17 protein-coding genes are annotated in these 22,260 nt (G+C 62.2%); 5 read left to right on the forward strand and 12 right to left on the reverse strand.

All coding sequences use genetic code 11. The annotated features are described in order from the left end of the window. Window positions 1-6: 6 nt before the first annotated feature. From ACM6G4_RS27720 to ACM6G4_RS27765, 10 genes are all read right to left on the reverse strand, one after another. Entirely contained in the window at window positions 7-2,106 is a 2,100-nt protein-coding gene (locus ACM6G4_RS27720; protein ID WP_414915048.1) for an acetate--CoA ligase family protein, read from the reverse strand. A gap of 18 nt (window positions 2,107-2,124) precedes the next feature. Beyond that, on the reverse strand, window positions 2,125-3,285 hold the full coding sequence (locus ACM6G4_RS27725) for an acyl-CoA dehydrogenase family protein (protein WP_108215771.1): 1,161 nt from the start codon (window positions 3,283-3,285) through the stop codon (window positions 2,125-2,127). Between the two features lie 40 nt (window positions 3,286-3,325). Then, window positions 3,326-4,117: an enoyl-CoA hydratase/isomerase family protein gene (locus ACM6G4_RS27730; protein ID WP_056725050.1), complete on the reverse strand. Its 792-nt coding sequence runs from the start codon at window positions 4,115-4,117 to the stop codon at window positions 3,326-3,328. Window positions 4,118-4,410: 293 nt separating this feature from the next. Beyond that, a complete protein-coding gene (locus ACM6G4_RS27735; protein WP_414915049.1) occupies window positions 4,411-5,823 on the reverse strand; it encodes an amino acid permease in 1,413 nt (470 codons plus the stop codon). A 208-nt stretch (window positions 5,824-6,031) separates the two neighbouring features. Continuing rightward, window positions 6,032-8,287: an ATP-binding protein gene (locus ACM6G4_RS27740; protein ID WP_414915050.1), complete on the reverse strand. Its 2,256-nt coding sequence runs from the start codon at window positions 8,285-8,287 to the stop codon at window positions 6,032-6,034. After that, window positions 8,284-9,057: a substrate-binding periplasmic protein gene (locus tag ACM6G4_RS27745; RefSeq protein ID WP_056725057.1), complete on the reverse strand. Its 774-nt coding sequence runs from the start codon at window positions 9,055-9,057 to the stop codon at window positions 8,284-8,286. Before ACM6G4_RS27745 ends, ACM6G4_RS27740 begins: the two co-directional genes overlap by 4 nt. A gap of 5 nt (window positions 9,058-9,062) precedes the next feature. Then, window positions 9,063-9,779 (reverse strand): response regulator, encoded by a 717-nt coding sequence (locus ACM6G4_RS27750; protein ID WP_046037067.1) that lies wholly within the window; start codon window positions 9,777-9,779, stop codon window positions 9,063-9,065. 92 nt (window positions 9,780-9,871) lie between these two features. Beyond that, the gene (locus ACM6G4_RS27755) at window positions 9,872-10,519 is read right to left on the reverse strand and encodes a TetR family transcriptional regulator C-terminal domain-containing protein (protein WP_414915051.1); all 648 of its coding nucleotides are present in this window, start codon (window positions 10,517-10,519) and stop codon (window positions 9,872-9,874) included. 178 nt (window positions 10,520-10,697) lie between these two features. After that, window positions 10,698-11,486, reverse strand: coding sequence for a class II aldolase/adducin family protein (locus ACM6G4_RS27760; protein ID WP_414915052.1), 789 nt, complete (start codon window positions 11,484-11,486; stop codon window positions 10,698-10,700). A gap of 75 nt (window positions 11,487-11,561) precedes the next feature. After that, complete coding sequence (locus tag ACM6G4_RS27765; protein ID WP_414915053.1) at window positions 11,562-12,611, reverse strand: ABC transporter substrate-binding protein; 1,050 nt, start codon at window positions 12,609-12,611, stop codon at window positions 11,562-11,564. 217 nt (window positions 12,612-12,828) lie between these two features. Between ACM6G4_RS27765 and ACM6G4_RS27770 the strand changes: the two genes are divergently transcribed. Next, window positions 12,829-14,790, forward strand: a complete 1,962-nt coding sequence (locus ACM6G4_RS27770; RefSeq protein ID WP_414915054.1) for an FAD-dependent oxidoreductase — start codon at window positions 12,829-12,831, stop codon at window positions 14,788-14,790. A 162-nt stretch (window positions 14,791-14,952) separates the two neighbouring features. After that, window positions 14,953-15,549, forward strand: coding sequence for a cupin domain-containing protein (locus ACM6G4_RS27775; protein ID WP_056725067.1), 597 nt, complete (start codon window positions 14,953-14,955; stop codon window positions 15,547-15,549). Here the strand turns inward: ACM6G4_RS27775 and ACM6G4_RS27780 are convergent. Further along, complete coding sequence (locus tag ACM6G4_RS27780; protein WP_414915055.1) at window positions 15,546-16,478, reverse strand: helix-turn-helix domain-containing protein; 933 nt, start codon at window positions 16,476-16,478, stop codon at window positions 15,546-15,548. The two genes, ACM6G4_RS27775 and ACM6G4_RS27780, sit on opposite strands and share 4 nt — an antisense overlap. Before the next feature lie 163 nt (window positions 16,479-16,641). Here ACM6G4_RS27780 and ACM6G4_RS27785 point away from each other — a divergent pair, with 163 nt between their 5' ends. The 3 genes from ACM6G4_RS27785 (at window position 16,642) to ACM6G4_RS27795 (ending at window position 20,505) form a co-directional block, all read left to right on the forward strand. Continuing rightward, the gene (locus ACM6G4_RS27785) at window positions 16,642-18,000 is read left to right on the forward strand and encodes a glutamine synthetase family protein (RefSeq protein WP_056725071.1); all 1,359 of its coding nucleotides are present in this window, start codon (window positions 16,642-16,644) and stop codon (window positions 17,998-18,000) included. A gap of 118 nt (window positions 18,001-18,118) precedes the next feature. Beyond that, window positions 18,119-19,207, forward strand: coding sequence for a polyamine ABC transporter substrate-binding protein (locus ACM6G4_RS27790; protein WP_056725073.1), 1,089 nt, complete (start codon window positions 18,119-18,121; stop codon window positions 19,205-19,207). Beyond that, complete coding sequence (locus tag ACM6G4_RS27795; RefSeq protein ID WP_414915056.1) at window positions 19,204-20,505, forward strand: NAD(P)/FAD-dependent oxidoreductase; 1,302 nt, start codon at window positions 19,204-19,206, stop codon at window positions 20,503-20,505. Before ACM6G4_RS27790 ends, ACM6G4_RS27795 begins: the two co-directional genes overlap by 4 nt. A 79-nt stretch (window positions 20,506-20,584) precedes the next feature. On the opposite strand, the gene ACM6G4_RS27800 is transcribed toward ACM6G4_RS27795, so the two are convergent. Continuing rightward, on the reverse strand, window positions 20,585-22,237 hold the full coding sequence (locus tag ACM6G4_RS27800; protein ID WP_414915057.1) for an arylsulfatase: 1,653 nt from the start codon (window positions 22,235-22,237) through the stop codon (window positions 20,585-20,587). Between the last annotated feature and the right edge of the window lie 23 nt (window positions 22,238-22,260).

Below are 22,260 nucleotides of genomic sequence, written 5' to 3' on the forward strand. Positions count from 1 at the left end.
ATGTCCTCACTCCTGGCCGAGGCGAATCAACGCATCGACCGCAGTTGTGCCCTGGGCACCGACCAACAATGGGTTCACATCCAGTTCCAGCAGGTGAGCGGCGTTCTCGCAGGCATAGTCGGCCACGGCGCGGATGGCGGTCACCAAGGCGTCCAGGTCAGCAGGCTCGCGACCACGGAAACCTTGCAGCAACGGCGCGCTGCGCAGGCTGAGCAAGGCATTGCGGATCGCGCCGTCGGTGGTCGGCAGCAACAGGCTGTGACTGTCCTTGAGCAACTCCACCAGAATGCCGCCGGCACCGATCACCAGCGCGAGGCCGAAATCGTTTTCACGCTTGACGCCGACAATCAGTTCAGCCAGCGGCGCTTTGGCCATGGGTTCGAGCAACAGCTGGTCGAAGGCTACGCCCGGGGCATAAGCGGCAATGCTGGCGCGCATTTTCTCCAGCGCAGCGCTCAATGCCACGCCGTCCTTGAGGTTCAGCGCCACGGCACCGGCCTCGGTCTTGTGTGGCAGTTGAGCGCTGACCGCTTTGAGTACCAGCGGATAGCCCAATGCCTCGGCGTCCTTCAGTGCCTTGTCCGGGGTGCTCAATACGCCGTTCGGCGTCGGCAGGCCAAAGGCTTTTAACGCCTGTTTGGAGTCCCACTCATTGAGCAAGCGTCCCTCGCCTGCAAGCGCTTGCGGGCACAACGGCACCAACGCCGATTCCCCCAGCGCCAGCAAAGCCTGGCGATTGCGCTGATAACCGGCGATGCGACCCCACGCGGCCAAGCCATCTTCAACACCTTGCAAGGCCGCGACGCCTTGGGCGTGCAGACGCTCACGGGCATGGGCCGGCAGCAGCTCGGGGAAAGCCGAGGTGACGAAGCCGATCTTGCCGTGACGTTGCAGTGCCGCACAGTACAACTCCAGCAGCAGGTCGCATTCCTTGCGCTCGCCGGTGAACTCCGACGGGTAATCGAGCACCAGCATCGCCGCATCGGCTTCGGTGCGCAGCGCGCTGTCGAGCATGCGGTTCAAGGCTTCGCCGTCGCCCCAGATCGCCGTGGTGAAATCCAGCGGGTTGACCAGGTTGGCGTAGGTCGGCAGCACTTGTGCGAGTTCGCCGACCTGCCCTTGATCGAGTTGCGGCAGGTCCAGTTCGTTGCGTTCGGCGTAGTCGGCAATCAACCCGGCATCGCCACCGGAACAGGCCAGCGCGATCAGGCTGTTGCCCACCGGCAGGTTGCCGCAAGCCGCGGCTTTGAGAGTTTCGACAAAACTCACCGGGCCGCTGACGCGAATCACGCCGAGACGGTCGAACAGCGCGTCGTACAGCGCATCGGAGCCGGACAACGAACTGGTGTGACTCAGGGCCAGTTCGGCGCCGATCTGCGACACGCCGGTTTTCAGGGCGATGATCGGGATGCCTTTCTCCAGCGCCTTGTGCGCGGCGCGGGCAAACCCCGGCACGTTTTTCAGGCCTTCCAGGTGCAGGCCGATGGCGGTGACCCGAGGTTCGTCGAGCAACACGTCCATCAGTTCAGCCACGCCCAATTGCGCCTGATTGCCCACCGAGGCCATGTAGGCCACCGGCAGCGAGCGGTCGCTCATGGACAGGTTGTAGGCGAAGTTGCCGCTCTGGGTCAGCACCGCCACGCCCTTCTCCACCGCTTTGCCGCCATGGGCCACCGGCCACAGCGCGCAGCTGTGCAGGTAGTCGAGCAGGCCGTAGCAGTTGGGGCCGAGCAAGGCCATGTCGCCCGCAGCCTTGAGCAGTTGCTGTTGCAGGGCCTGGCCTTCGGCGCCGGTCTCGGCGAAGCCGGAGGCGTAGCAGATCGCGCCGCCCGCGCCGATGGCGGCCAGTTCGGCGACGCAGGTCAGGGTCAGTTCGCGGTTGGTGGCGATGAACACGGCGTCCGGGCCGCAAGGCAGTTCGGCAACGCTGCGCACGCACGGCACCCCTTCAAGGCTGTCGTGTTGCGGGTTGACCAGCCACATTTGCCCTTGGTAACCGCCTTCGGCACAGCGCTTGAGGGCGCGGGCCATGCTGCGGCCGCCGACGAACGCCACGTGTTGCGGCGCGAGCATGCGTTTGAGGTTGTCACGAATGGTTTGGGACATGGGAATTCTCCGGGCCGGTCAGCGCAGCAACGGCCGCAGCAACTCGCGGGAAATGATGTGGCGCTGGATTTCCGAAGTGCCCTCCCAGATCCGTTCGATCCGTGCGTTGCGCCAGATGCGCTCCACCGGACCTTCGTCCATCAGGCCCATGCCGCCGAAGATCTGCACCGCTTCATCGGCGGCGCGTCCCAGTACTTCACTGGCGAACAGCTTGGCCATGCCGGCCTCGCCATCGGTCATGGTGCCCTGGTCCATTTTCCAGGCGGTGTGCAGGGTCAGCAGTTCGGCGGCGCGGATTTGCGTGGCCATGTCGGCCAATTTGAACGACACGCCCTGGTAAGTGCCGATCGGCTGGCCGAATTGCTTGCGGTCCGCCGCCCATTGCAGCGACACGTCCAGTGCGCGCTGGGCCTGACCGACGCAGTTGGCCGCGACCATCACGCGCCCGGCGGTCAGCCAGGCGTTGGCCACCTCCCAACCCTTGCCGACTTCGCCCAGTACTTTGCTGGCCGGCACGCGGCAGTCGTCGAAGAACATTTCGAAGGTGTGATAACCGCGGTTGCTCACGCACTTCGGTCCACGGCGGATGGTCATGCCAGGGGTGTTGCGGTCGACCAGGAACGAGGTCACGGCGTTGCGCTTTTTGCCGTTGTGCTCATAGGTGTCGGTCACGGCGAAGACAATGGCGAAATCGGCATGGCCGGCGTGGCTGATGAAATGCTTGCTGCCGTTGAGAATGAAGTCGTCGCCTTCACGCACGGCGCGGGTCTTGATCGCATTGGCATCGGAGCCGGCACCCGGTTCGGTCAGGGCGAAGCAGTCGATCTTCTCACCCTGGATGCACGGCAACAGGTAGTCGTTGATCTGGTCGCCGGTGCAGGCCATGAGGATTTTCGACGGCCGCGCGACGAACACGTGCAGCGCCCAGGACACCTTGGACAGCTCGCGTTCGATCAGCGCCTGGGACAGGTAGTCCAGGCCACCACCGCCCACTTCCTCGGGCATGTTGAAGGCGTAGAAGCCGGCGGCGATCGCCTTGCCGCGAATCTGCGCCGCCAGTTCCGGGGAGACCTCGTCGGCGCGGTCGACTTGTTCTTCATAAGGCAGCAGTTCCTTCTCGACGAAGCTGCGTACCGAGTCCACCAACATTTCTTGTTCTTGGGTCAGTTGGAAATTCATGCTGCTACCTGTTGTTCGTGTTCTGGGAGATGGAGAGGAATCAACGACCGATGAAGCGTGCCGGGCGTTTTTCCATGGCGGCGCGCAGGGCTTCGTTGCCATCTTCACTGCGACCGCAGAGCAGGCCGGCGGCGAGCTCGGCTTGCAGTTGTTCGGCGAGGCTGCGTTCGGCGCCTTCACGCATGAGTTTTTTGGTCTGGGCGAAGGCGAAGGTCGGGCCGGCGGCCAGGCGTGCGGCCAGTTCGCTGGTGACCGTCAGCAGTTGATCGTCAGCGCAGACATCGCCGACCAGTCCGGCGTCGAGGGCACGATCGGCGCCCCACAACTCGTCAAGGAACAGCAGGCGCTTGGCCTGTTCGCTGCCAATCAAACGCGGCAAGTGCCAACTGGCGCCGGCGTCCGGCGAGTACGCCATGCTGGTGTAGCCGGCCTTGAAGCGTGCCGATTGCCCGGCGATGCGCAGGTCGCAGCACAGGGTCAGGTCCATCCCGGCGCCGACGGCGGTGCCGTTGATGGCGGCGATGGTGGGTTTTTCCAGGCTGTGCAGGCGGGTCATCAGGGCGTGGGCGGTTTCGGTCCAGCCGTAGGTCTCCAGCGCGCCCCGGGCTTCGGCATCGGCCCATTCATCGAGGTCGGCGCCGGCGCAGAAGCTGCGGCCGCTACCGGTGAGCACCACCACGCGCACCGCCGGATCGGCGTTGAAAGCGTCGAGCAGGCCATGCAGGTTTTTCAGCGTCGGAATGTCCAGCGCATTGCGCTGGGCAGTGCGATTGAGGGTGATCCAGGCAACGCCTGCTTCGACCTGGCTGAGCAGCGACGATTGAGTGGTCATGGGAATCCTCGAATTATTGTGATTGGTCTGAGGTGATGCGACTTGAGGCCATACTAAACGAGTGTTCAGTAAGGCGGCAATCGGCGGGGAGATGAGCTGTAACAAGCTCAAAAATCATGTAACACATTGGTTTTATTGATTTATTTATAGATGGGCGAGCGTAAGCCGTTGGCGCTGTTACAACTTCGAACAACTGGTGACAGGACGTCAGCCGCAGATCTTTTGCCCACCACAAAACCAATGTGGGAGCGAGCAAGCCCGCTCCCACAGGGGGGTGTGGTTACTTCAAGGGATCAGGCAGTCGGCAAGCTCGGCGCCAATACGCCCTGGCGCTTGCGATGGATCAGGAAGTACGCGCCATAGCACAGGGCAATGAAGCCAAAGCCCCAATACAGCGACGGACGCTGGGTTTCATCCAGGGCCAGGAACACGAACAGCGAGCAGCACAGCGTGATGCACATCAGCGGCAGTACCGGGAACCAGGGTGCGCGGTATTTCAGGTCGCTGAGTTTGCCGCCCTCACGCAAGTACGCCTTGCGGAACTTGTACTGCGCCAGCGCGATGACAATCCAGGTCACGGTGCCGGACATGCCGCTCACCGCCATCAGCACCATGAACAAGGTGTCGGCGGCGACGAAGCTGGTCATCAGCGACACCAGCGCGAAGCACAGGGTGATGCTCAAGGCGCGCAATGGCACGCCACGCTTGCTCAATGGCGACAGGCTTTTCGGCGCCATGCCGGTTTTCGACATCGCCCACAGGATGCGCGTCGAGGCATACAGGCCGGAGTTGCCCACCGAGAGGATCGCGGTGAGGATCACGAAGTTCATCAGGTCGGCGGCGTAGGGAATGCCGACCATGTCGAACACCTGCACGAACGGGCTTTCCATCAGCCCCGCCTGCTGCCACGGCACGATGGCCGACAGCACGATGATCGCCAGCACGTAGAAGATCAGCACGCGGAACACCACGTTGCGCACGGCCCGGGGAATGCTTTTTTCCGGCTGATCGGTTTCACCGGCGGCCACGCCCATGATCTCGCAACCCTGGAACGCGTAGACCACGGTCATCATCACCGCGAACACCGCCGACAGGCCGTTGGGGAACAACGAATCGCCGATCAGATTAGTCGCCATCGGCGCCGGTGCGCCGCTGCTCAGGGGCATCACGCCGAAGATCACCAGCACGCCGACCACGATGAAACCGAGAATCGCCGCAACCTTGATCCCCGAGAACCAGTATTCGGCTTCACCGAAAGCGCGGGTCGCCATGGCATTGATGCCGAACAGCACCACCACGAACAGCGCCGACCAATACCAGATCGGCACCGCCGGGAACCAGCGGGTCATCAGCATGCCGGCGGCGGTGAACTCCAGGCCCACGGTGGTGGCCCAGCTCATCCAGTACACCCAGCCGATCATGAACCCGGTGGCCGGGCCGATGTATTTGGTGGCGTGGGTCTGGAACGAACCGGACACCGGCATCTGCACCGACAGTTCGCCCAGGCAGACCATCACCAGGTACATCAGGAAACCGGCGAACAGGTAAGCCAGGATCGCCCCCACCGGGCCGCCTTGATTGATGGTCACGCCGGAGCCCATGAACAGCCCGGTGCCGATGACGCCGCCCAACGACAGCATGAAAATGTGCCGGCTCTTGAGGGCGCGGGTCAGCTGTATGCCTTTACGATCAGTGTTTTCGTTCATGTCGGCACCTCAGCAGTCGTTGAGGTGAACAGCGCGCGACAGGACGTCACGGCGCAGGGAGGGATCAGCTTTACGGCAATTCATTATTATTATCTCCAATAAGCTTCGAAGACCGCGCTGCGGCGGTTGCGTCGATTATTGGAAAGCCATGTAAGTTCGCGTTGACCGTAAAGATCGAAGTTGTACAAAGTCGTAACAAATTTGTACGTCAGCTCTGCAACAGGCCTTTGAGAGTATCGAGCGAGTGCTGCAATTGCTCATCGAGCGCGGGTCTCATGTGCTCGATCGCCGATTCATCGTTTGCCAACGCCAAGGTCTCCAGCGTCCTTAGCGTTGTGGCCAAGGCCCGAAAACCCAGGGAATCGCAGCTACCGGCCAGGCGGTGAGCCAATTGTGCGACCTCTGTGCAGTCGTTGGCGGCCATGGCTTCATGCAGCGCATCGCGGTGTTGCAGGATCGAGTCGCGGAGCACCGCCAGCAGGCCCTGGACCTTTTGCGCACCGAGCAGGCTGCGATGGGTCTGCAACAGCGGCCAGTCCATTGCCTCATCGCTCGGCTGCGACCCGGTCACAGGCGCCTGCCCTTCCAGCACCTGGCGCAGGTTTTCCAGCTTCAAGGGCTTGGCCAGGACACCGTCCATGCCGGCCTCCAGATAACCGCGCACCAGCGCCGGTTGCACGCTGGCGGTCAGGGCGAAAATGCGCGCATGGCGGTTCGGCCCGTCACTGCTGCGAATCTGCCGGCATAGCTCGACACCGCTGATGCCCGGCAGATGCACGTCCAGCAGCATCAGGTCGAACACCCGAGCCGCGCAGTGTTGCAGCGCCTGATCCGCTTCTTCGGCCAGCCACACCCGGTGGCCGTCCCGTTGCAGCAAGCCCTTGACCACTTCGCGGTTGAGCGCCACGTCTTCGACCACCAGGATGTTCAGTGCCGGCCCCGCCGCGCGAACCGGCGCAACCTCAGCCACGCCGCTGGCCGGTTGCAGGGACAGCTCGAACCAAAAGCAACTGCCGCGCCCCTCTTCACTGTCCACGCCGATGCAGCCGCCCATCTGCTCCACCAGATGTTTGCAGATCGCCAACCCCAACCCGGTGCCACCAAAACGTTGCGCGACTTCTTCGCTGGCCTGGGTGAAACGCTCGAAAATCTTCTCCTGCATCAAAGGGGCAATGCCGATGCCGTCGTCCGTGACACTGACCCGCAGCCGCTGCCCGGTCTGTTCGCAGGTTTCGCCAAGCAGCGCCACCTCGACGCCGACTTCGCCGCCTTCGGTGAACTTGATCGCGTTGGCCAGCAGGTTGCTCAGCACCTGGCGCAGGAACTGCTCGGCGCCGTGGTGATACTCGGCAATCCGTTGATCGATGCGGCAACTGAGGATCGTGTCGTTGTTCAGCGCTCGCGGTTCCAGAAGTGTCAGCACCTCGTCGAGCAACTGGCGCAGCGAGAAATCCACCGGTTCGGGATGGCTGACGCCCTCCTCCAGCTTGGCGAAATACAGCACTTCGTTGAGGATCGTTAGCAAGCCTTCGCCGGCCTTGTGCAAGGCATCCAGGCGTTTGCCGTCCTGGGCATCCAGGCGCGCGCCGCGCAGCAATTCGGCCATGCCGAGAATGCCGTTCAGTGGCGTGCGCAGTTCGTGGCTCATGGTCGCCAGGAACCGCGACTTGGCAAGGTTGGCCGCTTCCGCCTCGTCTTTGGCGCGCATCAGGCTGGCGGTGCGGCGCTCGACCATTTTCAGCAGCTCGTCACGGTTGTCCTGTAAGGCCAGGCGATCGGTTTCCCGGCGCTCGATGTCCCGCAGGATCGCCCGACGCATATCGTCCAGCGCATGGGCCACGGTGTCGATTTCGTCGCTGCCACGACGCTTGTCCAGGTGCAGGGGTTCGTGCCACTCACCGGCGGCGATGCGCCGGGCAAACTCGGCCATGACTTTCAGGTGCCGGGTTACCAGTCGATAAAACAGCCCCGACAAGGCAACGGCCAGGCCGCAGAGGAACACCGCCATCCACAGCAGGCTGGTCAAACCGGTGGCGTAGAGACGCTGGTACACCGCCCCCAGATCCGTGCTGACCTCCAGCTCGCCAAGGTTGCGCAACGGGCCGGACGGCGGCTGATAGTCCAGGACAAAGCGCTCGATGCGCAGCGGGCCAGTGGGGTGCGGATTGCCCTGTACCAGGTCGAAATCGGCGCTGGTCAAGTGCACCCGTGCGACATCGGAGAAGTCCACCAGCCCGCGCAACTGCACATTCAACTGCTCCTGGTTCAAGTCCCAGAGACTGCGTTCCAGGCTGGCCAGGTAGCCGGCGCGGATCAGCTCCATGCGCGATTCGATGTCGCGCATTTCCCGTCGATACTCGATGTAAAGTTGCACGCTGCTGGCCAGCACGGTGAAGCACAGGCTGAACAACAGAATGAACAGCAGCAGGCGCCGCAACAGTCCACCGGGACGGGCGCGAATCATTGCGCATCCGCCGGCAGGTTGATCATGTCGCGGTAGGTCACTTCGCTTTCGTTGAGCCAGCGCTCGATGTCACCGCCGTCGACCATGCGCTGCAACTGCGCATTGATTTCGGGCATGCGAGTGGCCAAGGGCGAGCGTCGCGACACGGCAACCCGCAGATAGTCCACGCTCAATGCCTTGGGCAAGGCGACGATGTCCTGGCCGCCGGGCAGGTTTTCCACGTACAACTGGCCGGTACGCCGCTCCTGGGTGATGAAATCGATGCGCCCGCGAATCAGCTTGCCGAAGTTCTGGTGGCTGTCGGAAACCCATTCGATATTGTTGTTGCGCGCAACCATGCGATCGAACTCCACGCCATAGCTCTCGCCGAACAACAGGCCGCCACGGTAATGGGCCAGGTCGTCCAGTTGTTCGAATTTCACCGGATGCTGGCGGTTGATGAACAGCGCCACTTCTTCACGCAAGACCGGCACCGTCGAGAACAGCATGCTCTGCTCCCGTTGCGCAGTGCTGTAGGCCAGCACCACATCGACCCGGCCTTCGGCGGCGTCCAGCAGGCAGCGTTTCCAGTTGCCCAGCACCACCATCTCGACCTCGTAACCCAACCGGCCAAACAGGTTCTTCACCACATTCGGCGCCAGGCCTCGCACTTGCTTGCCATCGCTCCAGGACACGGGCGGGTACACCGGGTAATCGCAATAGCGAACCTTGTCCGCCGCGACGGCATGGCCGGCCAGCAGCAGCGCCAGCAGGCAAGGCCATCGCGCCATCAGCTTCAGGCCGCCACACTGGCGGTGAACAGGTAACCGGCGCCGTGAATGGTGATGATCAACTGCGGTTCGGCCGGATCGTCATGCAACTTGCGGCGCAAGCGCCCGACCAGCACGTCGATGGAGCGGTCGTTGGGCACCCATTCGCGGTTGCGGATCTGGTCCATCAACTGGTCGCGGCTGAGGGTGTGGCCGCTGTTGCGCAGGAACACGCTGAGCAACTGGTATTCGCCGTGAGTCAGCAGGGTTTCGCTGCCGGACGGATCGATCAGGCGACGGCGGTCGGTGTCCAGTGACCAGTCGGCGAACTGCTTGACCGGCTTGGCCACCGCGACGGCAGGCGCCGGCGTTTGCGCATGACGGACCCGGCGAATCAGGTTTTTCGCCCGGGACACCAGCTCCCTTGGATTGAGGGGTTTGATCACGTAGTCATCGGCGCCGCATTCGAGGCCGACGATGCGGTCGATTTCATCGTTGCGCCCGGTGATCAGGATGATTCCGACTTCCGAACGCACCCGCAGTTCACGGGTCAGGGTCAGGCCGTCCTTGCCCGGCAGGCGGATGTCGAGCATCACCAGGTCGACGCTCTGGCTGGCCAGGAAGGTTTCCGCCAGTTCCGCCGTGGCGGCGCAATGGACGTCGTAGCCTTCCTGGGACAGGTAGGCGTGCAGCAGATCGCGAATCAGCGGATCGTCATCGACGATCAATACCCGAGGAGTCATCGCTTGGTGTCCGGCATAGGCCCTGAGGCCAGTTTCTTATTAGAGTGTATTCCTGCATCGGCGCCAGAGAGTATCGATTGCTGAACGACTGATCAACAGTCGATCGTCTGCAGACAAAAACGCTGGCGTCCGCCGGCCTGCAGACCGTCGACCCAGGCCTCGCAAATCTGGATGCCTTGCTCCGGGGTGAAGGTGCCGGGGTTCAGCCCGGACTCCAGCCACAAGCCGTCGAGCAAGGCGCTGAGGCTGATGGCGGCCAGGTCGGCGTCGAAATTTTCCCAGCCTTCCTCCCGGGCCAGCTCCGCCAGCACCTTGCGCAGGATGCCGCGATACTCGCCATAGGAATGATCGTGGGCCTGGTTGATGGCCTCGGCGGTTTTCACCGCGCCCCAGAACGCCAGCCACGCATCGATCAGTTGCGGGTCGAGCAGCTCGGCGGAAAACGATCCGCGGAAAAACGCCGACAAGCGCTCCCGGGCATTCGGCGCGGCTTGCTCCATGGCGTCGCGCAGCAGGGTCATGACCCGCCCGGTGATCGCCATGTAGGCCTCGGCCACCAGTTCATCCTTGCCGGAATAGTGATGGCTGATCAGCCCCACCGAGACCCCTGCCTCGGCGGATATCTTGCGGATCGACGCGCCCTGGAAGCCGTGACGCTTGAGGCACACCAGCGTCGCCTCGATCAGGTTGGCTTTGCGCAACTGCGGTTCCATGCGGGAAAAACGGGCTTCCTGGTTCATGGGCGACACGCTCCTTGGTTCAATCGTTCAGGCCTGCGCGGGTTGGCGGCGGGCTGAACGACTGTACAGCAAGAGCGGGCCATTTCTCCAGTCAGTTGCCAGTCTGGTAGACCGCGGCGCGTCCATCGCGAGCAAGTCGGATCGCGAAGGGGTCAGCTCAAACAACACAGAATCCGGATCAGTCCCGATACCTCGGAGCCACACGATCCAGCAACCGCAACAACGCCGCCCAAGCCAGTTGCATCGCATCCGGATCACTCAACTCCCCCTCCTCCAACGGTCGCCCCGGATCATTGAACTGCCGTTCTGTATGCGCACAGACCTCGTGCGACGGCAGCACAACCTCACCGGCAGCTTGCGCGGCCAGCTGGATTTCACAGGCCTTTTCCAGGTAGTACATGCGCAAGAATGCCTGGCTCACCGTCTCGCCGACAGTCAGCAAGCCATGGTTGCGCAGCATCAATACCGATTTGTCGCCCAGGTCCGCCACCAGCCGTTGCTGCTCGCTCAGGTCCAGCGCCACACCTTCGTAATCGTGGTAAGCGACCCGGCCATAAAACTCCATGGAAATCTGGTTCACCGGCAACAACCCACACTTCAACGCCGCCACCGCACACCCGGATCTGGTGTGGGTGTGCAGCACGCATTGCGCATCTTCACGGGCGCCATGAATGGCGCTGTGAATCACGAACCCGGCCGGGTTGACCGGGTACGGCGACGGCTCTACGGCATGGCCATCAAGGTCGATCTTCACCAGATTCGACGCAGTGATTTCATCGAACATCAGCCCGTAGGGGTTGATCAGAAAGTGATGCTCCGGCCCCGGAATGCGCACCGAGATGTGGGTGAAGATCAGATCGGTCATGCGAAAGTGCGCAATCAAGCGGTAACAGGCCGCCAGTTCCTCACGCAGGCGTAGCTCGGTAGCGCTGCGTTCAGGGGCCAGGTGGCTGGCGATGTTGTTCATGGTGGTGGTTCTCCAGGCTGATCGGCTGGGGCAGACAGTAAGGCTGGACGCTTGGACACGTCCAGCCGTCCGCATTTATTTACTGGCCCAGGCGTTGAAGCGCTCTTCCAGCTCTTCGCCATGATCAACCCAGAAACCGACGTTCATCGACAGTGCACCCTTGAGGTTCTGCGGCGCCGTAGGCACCCATTGCGCCAGTTTGTCGTCCAGCCGTGCGGCGGCCTGGATATTGGTCGGGCCGTAGGGGATTTGCTGCACGTAGTTGACCTGGGCGTCCGGCTGGTTGGCGAAGGCGATAAAGCGCTTGGCCTGATCCACATGCCGGGACCCTTTGATGATCGCCCAGTAGTCCATGCCGTACAGGCTGCCGGGCCAGACCAGAGCGAGGTGGCTGCCTTTCTGTGCGGCGTCGGCGATGCGTCCGCTGTAGGTCGAGGTCATCACCACATCGCCGGCGGTCAGCCATTGCGGCGGTTGCGCGCCGGCCTCCCACCACTGGATGTAAGGCTTGAGTTCAGTGAGCTTGGCGAATGCCCGGTCCACCCCCTGCGGGGTGCCGAGCACCTTGTAGACGTCTTCGGTCTTGACCCCGTCGGCCAGCAAGGCGAATTCCAGGTTGTACACCGCGCGTTTGCGCAGCCCACGCTTGCCGGGGGTTTTCTTCACGTCCCAAAAGTCTGCCCACGAGGTCGGGGCCTGGGCCAGTTTGTCGGTGTCGTAGGCAATGGCCACGCTCCACACCAGCGCGGCGGAACCGCATTCCTGCGCCGCCTCGGGGATCAACTGGTCGGCGTGGCCCAGGCGGGTCCAGTCCAGGCGCTCGTACATGCCTTCCTCGCAGCCGCGCATCAGGTCCGGACCTTCGATCTGCACCACGTCCCAGTCGACGTTGCCGGTGTCGACCATGACTTTGATTTTGGCCATTTCTCCGTTGTATTCACTCTGGATCACCTTGCTTTGATCCACGGCGGCGAAGGGTTGAAAGAACGCCACGTCCTGGGCTTTTTGTCCGGCTCCGCCGTATCCGACCACCACCATGTCCGATGCTGCCTGAGCGCTGCCCAGGCCCATGGCCACGGACAACACCAAGGGATAAAAACCGTGCTTGAGCGTGTGCGATTTCATCAGTGGTTCCTCTTGCAGGTGCCACGGGACCCAAGGCCCGCGCAGCCCTTTTTTATTGTTGTGAGGTTTGGCCCGGGAGCGGGCTCGAGACGAAACTACTGCAAGGCGCAGTAAAAAAACAAGTTGATTTTTTACTGAAGGTAAATTTCTATAGCGCAACAATAACAACGCCGAAACCCGGCCTTTCGGCTTCAGCCTGCCAGGAGTACCCGCCCCCATGCCGACCTCGACACCCGCCTTCGCGCACCTGTTCGAACCCCTGGAGATCCGTGGCAAGCGCCTGAAAAACCGCATCATGTCCAGCGGGCACGACACCTCGATGCCCACCGACAATCTGGTCAATGAGCAATTGATCGCCTATCACCGGGCGCGTGCCGAAGGCGGTGCCGGGCTGATCGTGCTGCAAGTGGCCGGCGTGCATGACAGCGCGCGCTACACCTCCCATGTGCTGATGGCCACCGACGATGCGTGCATCGAGGGCTACCGCAAACTGGCGCAAACCTGCCATGCCCACGGTACCGTGGTGTTGTCCCAGGTGTTCCATCCGGGGCGGGAGATCATGGAGTCCAGCGATGGCCTGCTGGCGGTGGCCTATTGCGCCTCGTCGGTGCCCAACGAACGCTTCCGGGTGATGCCCCGCGCGCTGGACCAGGCCATGATCGACGAGATCGTCGCCGGTTATGCCGCTGCCGCCCGCCGACTGCACCAGGCAGGCATCGATGGCGTCGAGGTCGTGGCCAGCCATGGTTACCTGCCGGCGCAGTTCATCAATCCGCGGGTCAACCGGCGGACCGATGGCTACAACGGCGGACTGGAACAGCGTTTGCGTTTCCTGCGCGAGGTAATCGCCGCCGTGCGCGCGGCGACCGACGAGCAGTTCATCATCGGCCTGCGCATTTCCGCCGACGAGCGCGACCCGGAAGGCCTGACCGAGGACGAATCCCTGGCCGCCGTGCAGTCACTGCAAGCGCAGCTCGATTACGTGCACATCGTCGCCGGCACCTCTGCTTCCCTGGGTGGCGCGGTGCATATCGTGCCACCCATGGCGATCGAAGCGGCGTACCTGGCTAAAGAAGCCGGGACGTTCAAGGCCGGTTTGAACATTCCGCTGTTCGTCACCGGGCGCATCAACCAGCCCCAGGAAGCCGAGCTGATTCTGGCTCGCGGCCAGGCCGATGTGTGCGGCATGACCCGGGCGCTGATTTGCGATCCGCAAATGCCCAACAAGACCGACACCGGCCGCGTCGAAGACGTGCGGGCGTGCATTGCCTGCAACCAGGCGTGCATCGGCCACTTCCACAAGGGCTTGCCGATTTCCTGCATCCAGCACCCGGAAACCGGGCGCGAACTGATCTTCGGCGAACGCCGACAAGCGCCACGGCGCAAACGCATCATGATCGCCGGCGGTGGCCCAGCCGGGATGAAAGCCGCCACCGTTGCGGCCCAGCGCGGCCATGAGGTGACGTTGTACGAAGCCAGTCCGCAACTGGGCGGTCAGGTGTTGCTCGCGCAGCTGCTGCCGCGGCGTAGCGAATTCGGCGGTGCCAGTACCAACCTGCAACGGGAAATGGAACTGGCCGGCGTGCGCGTGGTGCGCAATACCCGAGTCGACCGGGCACTGGTGGAACGGGAAAAACCGGACATGGTGATCGTCGCTACCGGTGCCGAGCCTTACTGGCCGGCCTTCGAGCGCGGCGGTGAGTTGCAGGTGGTGGACGCCTGGCAAGTGCTGCGCGATGAAGTAAAGGTCGGCCGTTCGGTGGTGGTGGTCGACTGGCGCTGCGACTGGATCGGCCCCGGCATCGCCGAACGCCTGGTGCGCGCCGGGCACCAGGTGCAGCTGGCGGTCAACGGCACCCACTGCGGGGAAAACCTGCCGCTGTACGTGCGCGATCAACTGGCCGGCGAACTGCATAAGCTGGGCGTGCCGATCACGCCCTACGCGCGGCTGTATGGCTGCGATGACAACACGGTGTACCTGCAACACACCGCCAGTGGCGAACCGATGCTGATGGAGAACATCGATACGCTGGTGCTGTGCCAGGGCCACCAACCGGTGGATACCCTGGGTGCGGAGTTGCAAGGGCTGGTGGAGTTTCGTCGCATCGGCGACTGCCTGGCGCCGCGTACCGCCGAAGAAGCGATTTATGAAGGCCTGAAAGTCGCGTGGGAGCTTTAAGGCTGTTTATACTCCGGGGCTTTACATTCAAATGATCGCTCTCAGTAGGAGCTGCCGCAGGCTGCGATCTTTTGATTTTGCTTTTCAAAAACAAGATCAAAAGATCGCAGCCTGCGGCAGCTCCTACCAGGGTGTGGCGTAGCCCCCGGTTCGGAATTTTCCATGAGCAACAACAGCAAGACCCCGCCCGCTTCAGGCAGCGCCGAACCGCATTTTCTCGGCACGCGCATTCGCGGCCTGCGCAAGCGCCGGGGCATGACCCTGGCGGAACTGGCGCAACAGAGCGAACTCACCGCCGGCTACATCAGCCAGCTGGAACGCAACCTCGCCTACCCGTCGATTCCGGCGCTGTTCAACATTGCCCGCAGCCTCGGCGTGACCATCCAGTGGTTTTTCGCCAGTGAAGCGGTCACCGCGCCCGAAGACGATGGCGTCGTGGTACGCAAGAACAGCCGCCTGAACGTGCATTACGAAGACGGCATCGTCGACCAGTTGTTGACGCCGCAAGCCAACCGCCAACTGGAAATGCTCCACTCGCGCTTCCCGCCCGGCACCTACAGCCAGCAAAGCTACAGCCACGACGGAGAAGAAGCCGGCTACTTGCTCTCGGGGAGTTTCGAGTTGTGGGTCGGCGAGCGCCATTTCCAGCTCAATGAAGGCGACAGCTTCAGCTTTTCCAGCCAGGAACCGCACCGCTACGGCAATCCCGGCGATGTCGATGCGGTGGTGATCTGGGTGATTACGCCACCGACGTTCTAACGCCGGCTGCGACCGCTTGCCTGAATGGTACTCGCACGCTTGAGGGTGTCGCTCGGCAGCTCGTTGAACAACGCGCGGTAGCTGCTGGAAAACCGCCCCAGATGCCAGAACGACCAATGCATCGCCACCTCGGCCACGGTGGTTTGCGTGGGCGTGCGGCTGAGCAATTCGCGGCGGGCGCTGTTGAGGCGGCGCAGGCGCAGCCACTGGGTCGGCGACATGCCGGTGTAGGTCTTGAACGCATGCTGCAACTGGCGCAGTGAAACCCCCGCGACCTGGGACAACTCCAACAGGTTGAGGTGTTCTTCCGGGGTGTCCGCGGCCCATTCCCCTACCCGCTTCATGATCGACCGCTCCCCGGCCCGACGCTGCAGCGCCCCCTGGTCGAGGCCGACACAGGCGTTGTCGAGGATGAACAGGCAATCTTCCAGCAGTTGCTGGGTCAGCGCTTCGCGGCTCGGTGGATCGAAGGTCTGCGACAGGCGCGTCAAGGTCCCGCTGAGCCAACGGCAGAACAGCGCGTTCTGCTGGGAGTTGAGCGGTGCCATGAACAGCCCTTCGAGCCTGGCGATGTCGAGGCTGTGGCGCTTTACGAACTCCGGCCCGAACACCACGGCGATTTCCTGGTAGTTCTCCGGGGTGATCCAGATGTTGCGGCTTTCGCCATTCAACACGTACAGCGCGTTGTCACCGCGATCGAAACAAAACGACAACGAACCCTGGGGCGCGCTGAAATTCTGCTCGACCCGGGTATTCATCGACTCTTCGTAAATCTCCACGCCCTGCAGATCCAGATAACGCACCAGGCCTGCGAAATGCCCCGGCGACATCTGCTGGTATTGCTGCACCCAACCCGGCGTGGCGCGGATTTGCTCGGCGACATCGGCGGTGTTGAACGCTTGGACCTGGAGGGAGTTGGAACCTGTCATGGGGGCGACCTTACGCACTCTTTTGGTGCGCTTTGTGCTGCTTAAAGTGGATAGATGGAACCGCAAGGCTCGCACAAGATAGTCGTCAACGCGCTACAGGGGAAGTGTCCGGCGGATGAAACCGGTCTCTCCTGGCGTTAATAAAACCAATAACGAGGTCTTTATGAATGTCCCTTTCGATCAGCTGTTCACTTGGCTGAAAGATCACAAGATTACCGAAGTCGAGTGCGTCGTCAGCGACCTGACCGGCATTGCACGCGGCAAAATTGCACCGACCAACAAGTTCCTGCATGAGCGAGGCATGCGCCTGCCGGAAAGTGTCCTTCTGCAAACGGTAACCGGGGACTTTGTCGACGACGACATCTACTACGACCTGCTCGACCCGGCCGATATCGACATGGTCTGCAAGCCGGATGCCGACGCGGTCTACGTGGTGCCATGGGCCATCGAGCCGACCGCCATCGTGATCCACGACACCTTCGACAAGTTCGGCAACCCGATCGAACTGTCGCCGCGCAACGTGCTGAAGAAAGTCCTGCAGCTGTACACCGACAAAGGCTGGCGTCCGATCGTCGCGCCGGAAATGGAGTTCTACCTGACCCAGCGCTGCGAAGACCCGGACCTGCCGCTCAAGGCGCCGATGGGCCGTTCGGGCCGCGCCGAAAGCGGTCGTCAGTCGTTCTCCATCGACGCTGCCAACGAATTCGATCCGCTGTTCGAAGACGTTTACGACTGGTGCGAACTGCAAGGCCTGGACCTCGACACGCTGATCCACGAAGACGGCCCGGCGCAGATGGAAATCAACTTCCGTCATGGCAACGCCCTGGACCTGGCGGACCAGATCACCGTGTTCAAGCGCACCATGCGTGAAGCGGCGCTCAAGCACAACGTGGCGGCAACCTTCATGGCCAAGCCAGTCGGCGACGAGCCTGGCAGCGCCATGCACATTCACCAGAGCGTGGTGGACATTGCCACCGGTCAGCCAATCTTCGCCGATGCCGATGGCAACATGAGCGAACTGTTCCTGCATCACATTGGCGGCTTGCAGAAGTACATCCCGAAGGTGCTGCCGATGTTCGCGCCGAACGTCAACTCGTTCCGCCGCTTCCTGCCGGATACCTCGGCACCGGTGAACGTCGAATGGGGCGAAGAAAACCGCACCGTCGGCCTGCGCGTGCCGACCTCCAGCCCTGACGCCATGCGCGTCGAGAATCGCCTGCCGGGCGCCGACGCCAACCCGTACCTGGCCATCGCCGCCAGCCTGCTGTGCGGTTACCTGGGCATGGTCGAGCGTATCGAGCCGAGCGCTGCGGTACAGGGCCGCGCCTATGAGCGTCGCAACCTGCGCCTGCCGATCACCATCGAGGACGCCCTGACCCAGATGGAAGAGTGCGACACCATCAGCCGCTACCTGGGCAACAAGTTCGTACGGGGCTATGTCGCGGTCAAACGCGCCGAGCACGAGAACTTCAAGCGGGTGATCAGTTCGTGGGAGCGTGAGTTCCTGATGCTCAGCGTCTAAAAAACTCGCTCCCCAAGGGATCACACATCCCCTGTGGGAGCGGGCTTGCTCCCACAGGGGGCAAGTGAATACCAAGAAAATCACCTGAAGAATCCAACAATTCCAAGAAGGTATCGATATGCGTCTTTTGAAATCCGTGGTCCCCGCCGCACTGGCGGTTCTGTTCAGCGCCGTTGCCCAGGCCCAGCCACAGGTCAGCGTCTACAACTGGACCGACTACATCGGCGAAACCACCCTCGCCGACTTCCAGGCCAAGACCGGGATCAAGGTGATCTACGACGTATTCGATTCCAACGAAACCCTGGAAGGCAAACTGCTTGCCGGTCGTACCGGGTATGACGTGGTGGTGCCGTCCAACCACTTCCTCGCCCGCCAGGTGAAGGCCGGTGCGTTCCTCAAGCTCGATCGCGAGCAACTGCCGAATTTCAAGAACCTCGATCCGAAACTGCTGGCGCTGCTGGAGAAAAACGATCCGGGTAACGCGCACTCGGTGCCGTACCTGTGGGGCACCAACGGCATCGGCTATAACGTCGACAAGGTCAAGGCAGTGCTGGGTATCGACAAAATCGACTCCTGGGCCGTGCTGTTCGAACCGGAAAACATCAAGAAGCTCAGCGCCTGCGGCGTGTCGATGATGGACTCGGCGGACGAAGTGTTCCCGGCGATGCTCAATTACATGGGCATGGACCCGCGCAGCGAAAACCCAGAGGACTTCAAGAAGGCCGAAGCCAAGCTGCTGCAGATCCGCCCCTACATCACCTATTTCCACTCCTCCAAGTACGTCTCGGACCTGGCCAACGGCGATATCTGCGTGGCATTCGGTTACTCGGGCGATGTGTTCCAGGCCGCCAACCGCGCCAAGGAAGCCAAGAACGGCGTGAACATCGCCTACGCCATTCCCAAGGAAGGCGCCAACCTGTGGTTCGACCTGCTGGCCATCCCCGCCGACGCCGGCAATCCGAAAGAAGCCCACGCCTTCATCAACTACCTGCTGGACCCGCAAGTGATTGCCAAGGTCAGTGAGTCGGTCGGCTACGCCAACCCGAACCCGGCCGCCAAGCAGTACATGGATCCTGAACTGGTCAGCAACCCCGAGGTTTATCCATCCCAGGAAGTCCTCGACAAACTCTACATCTCCACCACGCCGCCGCAGTCGATCATGCGCCTGATGACCCGTTCGTGGAGCAAAGTGAAGTCCAACAAATGAATCAGTACACCAAGGAACACACCCTCTCCTATTACGCGGCGTCCGCCAAGGGCATGAGGCAGCGTCCCGCGCTGGCCTCGGACCTGATGGCCGATGTCTGCGTGGTCGGTGCGGGTTTCACCGGCATCAACACCGCCATCGAACTGGCCCAGCGTGGGCTCTCGGTGGTCCTGCTGGAGGCCCGGCGAATTGGCTGGGGCGCCAGCGGGCGCAACGGCGGCCAGTTGATTCGGGGTATCGGCCATGACGTCAGCGGTTTCGCCAGGCACATCGGCGCCGATGGCGTGCAATACCTGGAACATGCCGGGACCGAGTCGGTGCAGGTCGTGGGCAATCGCATCCGTGAGCACGGCATCGATTGCGACCTGAGCTGGGGCTTCTGCGAACTGGCCAACACCCCGGCACAGTTCAAGGCGTTCAAGGCCGAGCAGGCGCAACTGATTGAATCCGGCTACGCCTTTGAAACCCGACTGGTCGCGCCGGAACAGATTCGTGAACAGGTGGTGAACTCCGGCGTGTACGCCGGTGGCCTGGTAGACATGGGCTCGGGGCATTTGCATCCGCTGAACCTGGTCCTTGGCGAGGCGCAGGTTGCCGAGTCCCTTGGGGTGCGGATTTTCGAGCAGAGCCCGGTGCTGGAGTTGATCCATGGCAGCACGGTCCAGGTCCGTTGCGCCGGTGGCACTGTGAGTGCAGGCACCTTGGTGCTGGCCTGCAACGCGCACCTCGAAGAATTGGAACCGAAGCTCAGCGGCAAGGTACTCCCGGCGGGCAGCTACATCATCGCCACCGAGCCCTTGTCAGAAGAGGCCGCTGCAAAACTGATCCCGCACAACGTCGCGCTGTGCGACCAGAAGGTCGGCCTGGATTACTACCGGCTCTCGGCTGACCGGCGTTTGCTGTTCGGCGGAGCCTGCCATTATTCCGGGCGCGATCCTTCGGACATCAGCGCCTACATGCGCCCGCAGATGCTCAAGGTATTCCCGCAACTGGCCGATGTGCGCATCGACTATCAGTGGGGCGGCAAGATCGGCATCTCGGCCAACCGTTTCCCCCAGGTCGGGCGCCTGGGCCAGCACCCCAACGTGTTCTACGCCCAGGGCTACTCCGGTCATGGCCTGAACGTGACCCACTGGTGCGCGAAGTTGTTGGGCGAAGCGATCCATGCCGGCCACAGCAAGGGCTTCGACGTGTTCAGCGCCGTGCCGCACATGACCTTCCCCGGCGGACGCGCCCTGCGTTCACCGTTGCTGGCCCTTGGCATGTTCTGGTATCGGATGCGGGAAGTGCTGGGTTGACCGGGTAGCCGTGGCGAGGGAGTTCCCCCGCCTGGCTGACAGAAATGCAGCGGTCTTGAGCAAGACCGCTGCCGCACCGCTAGTTAGGCACCGGGATACTGACGCCCTCCTTCTGCAAGCTTTCCCGAATCGACTGGAATTTCTGGTACTTCGACAACTCGATCGGCCCGTCATAGGTCATGCTTTGCATCTTGCGTGGCGGGTACTTGATGTAGGTCTGCATCAGCTTGTTGATCGCCTGGCTGATCGGCACCATGGTCCAGGTGCGCTCAGTGACGTTACTCATGAAGATGTCGTAGCGCTCCTGTGGATCTTGCAGCAAGTCAAAGACTTGCGGCACTGTCGCCACGTACTTCGACTCCCCTTTCCAGCCCAGGTTGGTATCCACGGCCAGGCCGCCGGTCGGCACGCCATTGTCGCCACGCAGGTTGAACACGGCCTTGTAGTTGCCTACGCGGGCCGCACCAGGGGACAACTCGTTTTCGGTGAAGTAGAACCACTCTTTACGTGGATCGGGACCCGTGCCGGTGATTACCGGGGTCATGTCGTAGCTGTCGAAATAGATTGGCTGACCTTCGCGATCCTTCTCCGGCAACTTGATGCCGGCCACCGAGGCGAAAGTTGCCATCAGATCGAGCCCGCCGAGAATGTCGTGGTTCTTGGCATTGGGCTTGATTTTTCCGGGCCAGGTCATGATTGCAGGGACCCGGTTACCGCCCTCGCGCACGGTGCCTTTGGTGCCACGAAATGGTGTGTAGCCGGCGTCCGGGTAAACATCCTGCCAGGCGCCGTTATCGGTGGTGTAGACCACCAGCGTATTCTTATCCAGGCCCAGCGCCTTGAGCTTGTCCATGATATGGCCGATGCGCGTATCCAGTTCGACCACCGAGTCGGCGTACTTGGACTTGGAGATCGACTTGTGAACGAACTCCGGTGCCGGCAGGTTCGGCTGGTGCACTTTCATGAAGTTGACGTTGATGAAGAACGGCTTGTCGGACTTGGCAGCGGTGTCGAGAAATTCCAGCGCGGCCTTTTCGACATAACCGTCAAAGTAGGGAATCCCGACTACACCGGGTTTGCCATCGATGACCGGCGTATCAACATACTGGCCATTGATCTTGAACTCTTCGACGGCCTTTTCTCCCGCCTTGCCCGAGAGTGCGCCCTTGGTCACCTTGGCAAACATTTCCCGGGTTTCCGGGTCCATGTCGGGGAACCAGGTCGGGTCGGCGTAGGTGTAGGCATTGAGGTGATAGAGGCCGACGTACTTCATCACGTCATACCCCTGGGCATTGGGCATCGCATAGTCGGCTTCGCCCAGGTGCCACTTGCCGGTGAAGTAGGTCTCGTAACCGCCAGTCTTGAGCACTGAGGCCAGCGTCCACTCGGCGGCAGGCAAACCACCGCCCTGGCCCTGGAAGGCCACGGTGGTCATGCCGCTGCGATTAGGGATGCGCCCGGTCTGCATGGCGGCCCGGCCCGGGGTGCAGCTCGGCTGGGCATAAAAGGAATAAAAGGTCGTACCTTCTTGTGCCAGTTGGTCGATGCTGGGGGTTGGCATGCCACGGCCGACACCACCACCGTACGGCCCCAGATCGCCGTAGCCGGTATCGTCGGACACGATGAACAGGATATTGGGTTTTTCTGTTTGTGCAGCCTGGGCCATACCGCTGAGCGCTATCAGTAATGAACCTGCAATGTAGAACCTTGAGCGATGCGAGAGTCTTTTCATGGCGACCTTCCTTTATCGGGACG

Origin of the sequence: Pseudomonas sp. IT-P258 (genome assembly GCF_949767825.1) — a bacterium.
Classification (GTDB): domain Bacteria; phylum Pseudomonadota; class Gammaproteobacteria; order Pseudomonadales; family Pseudomonadaceae; genus Aquipseudomonas; species Aquipseudomonas monachiensis.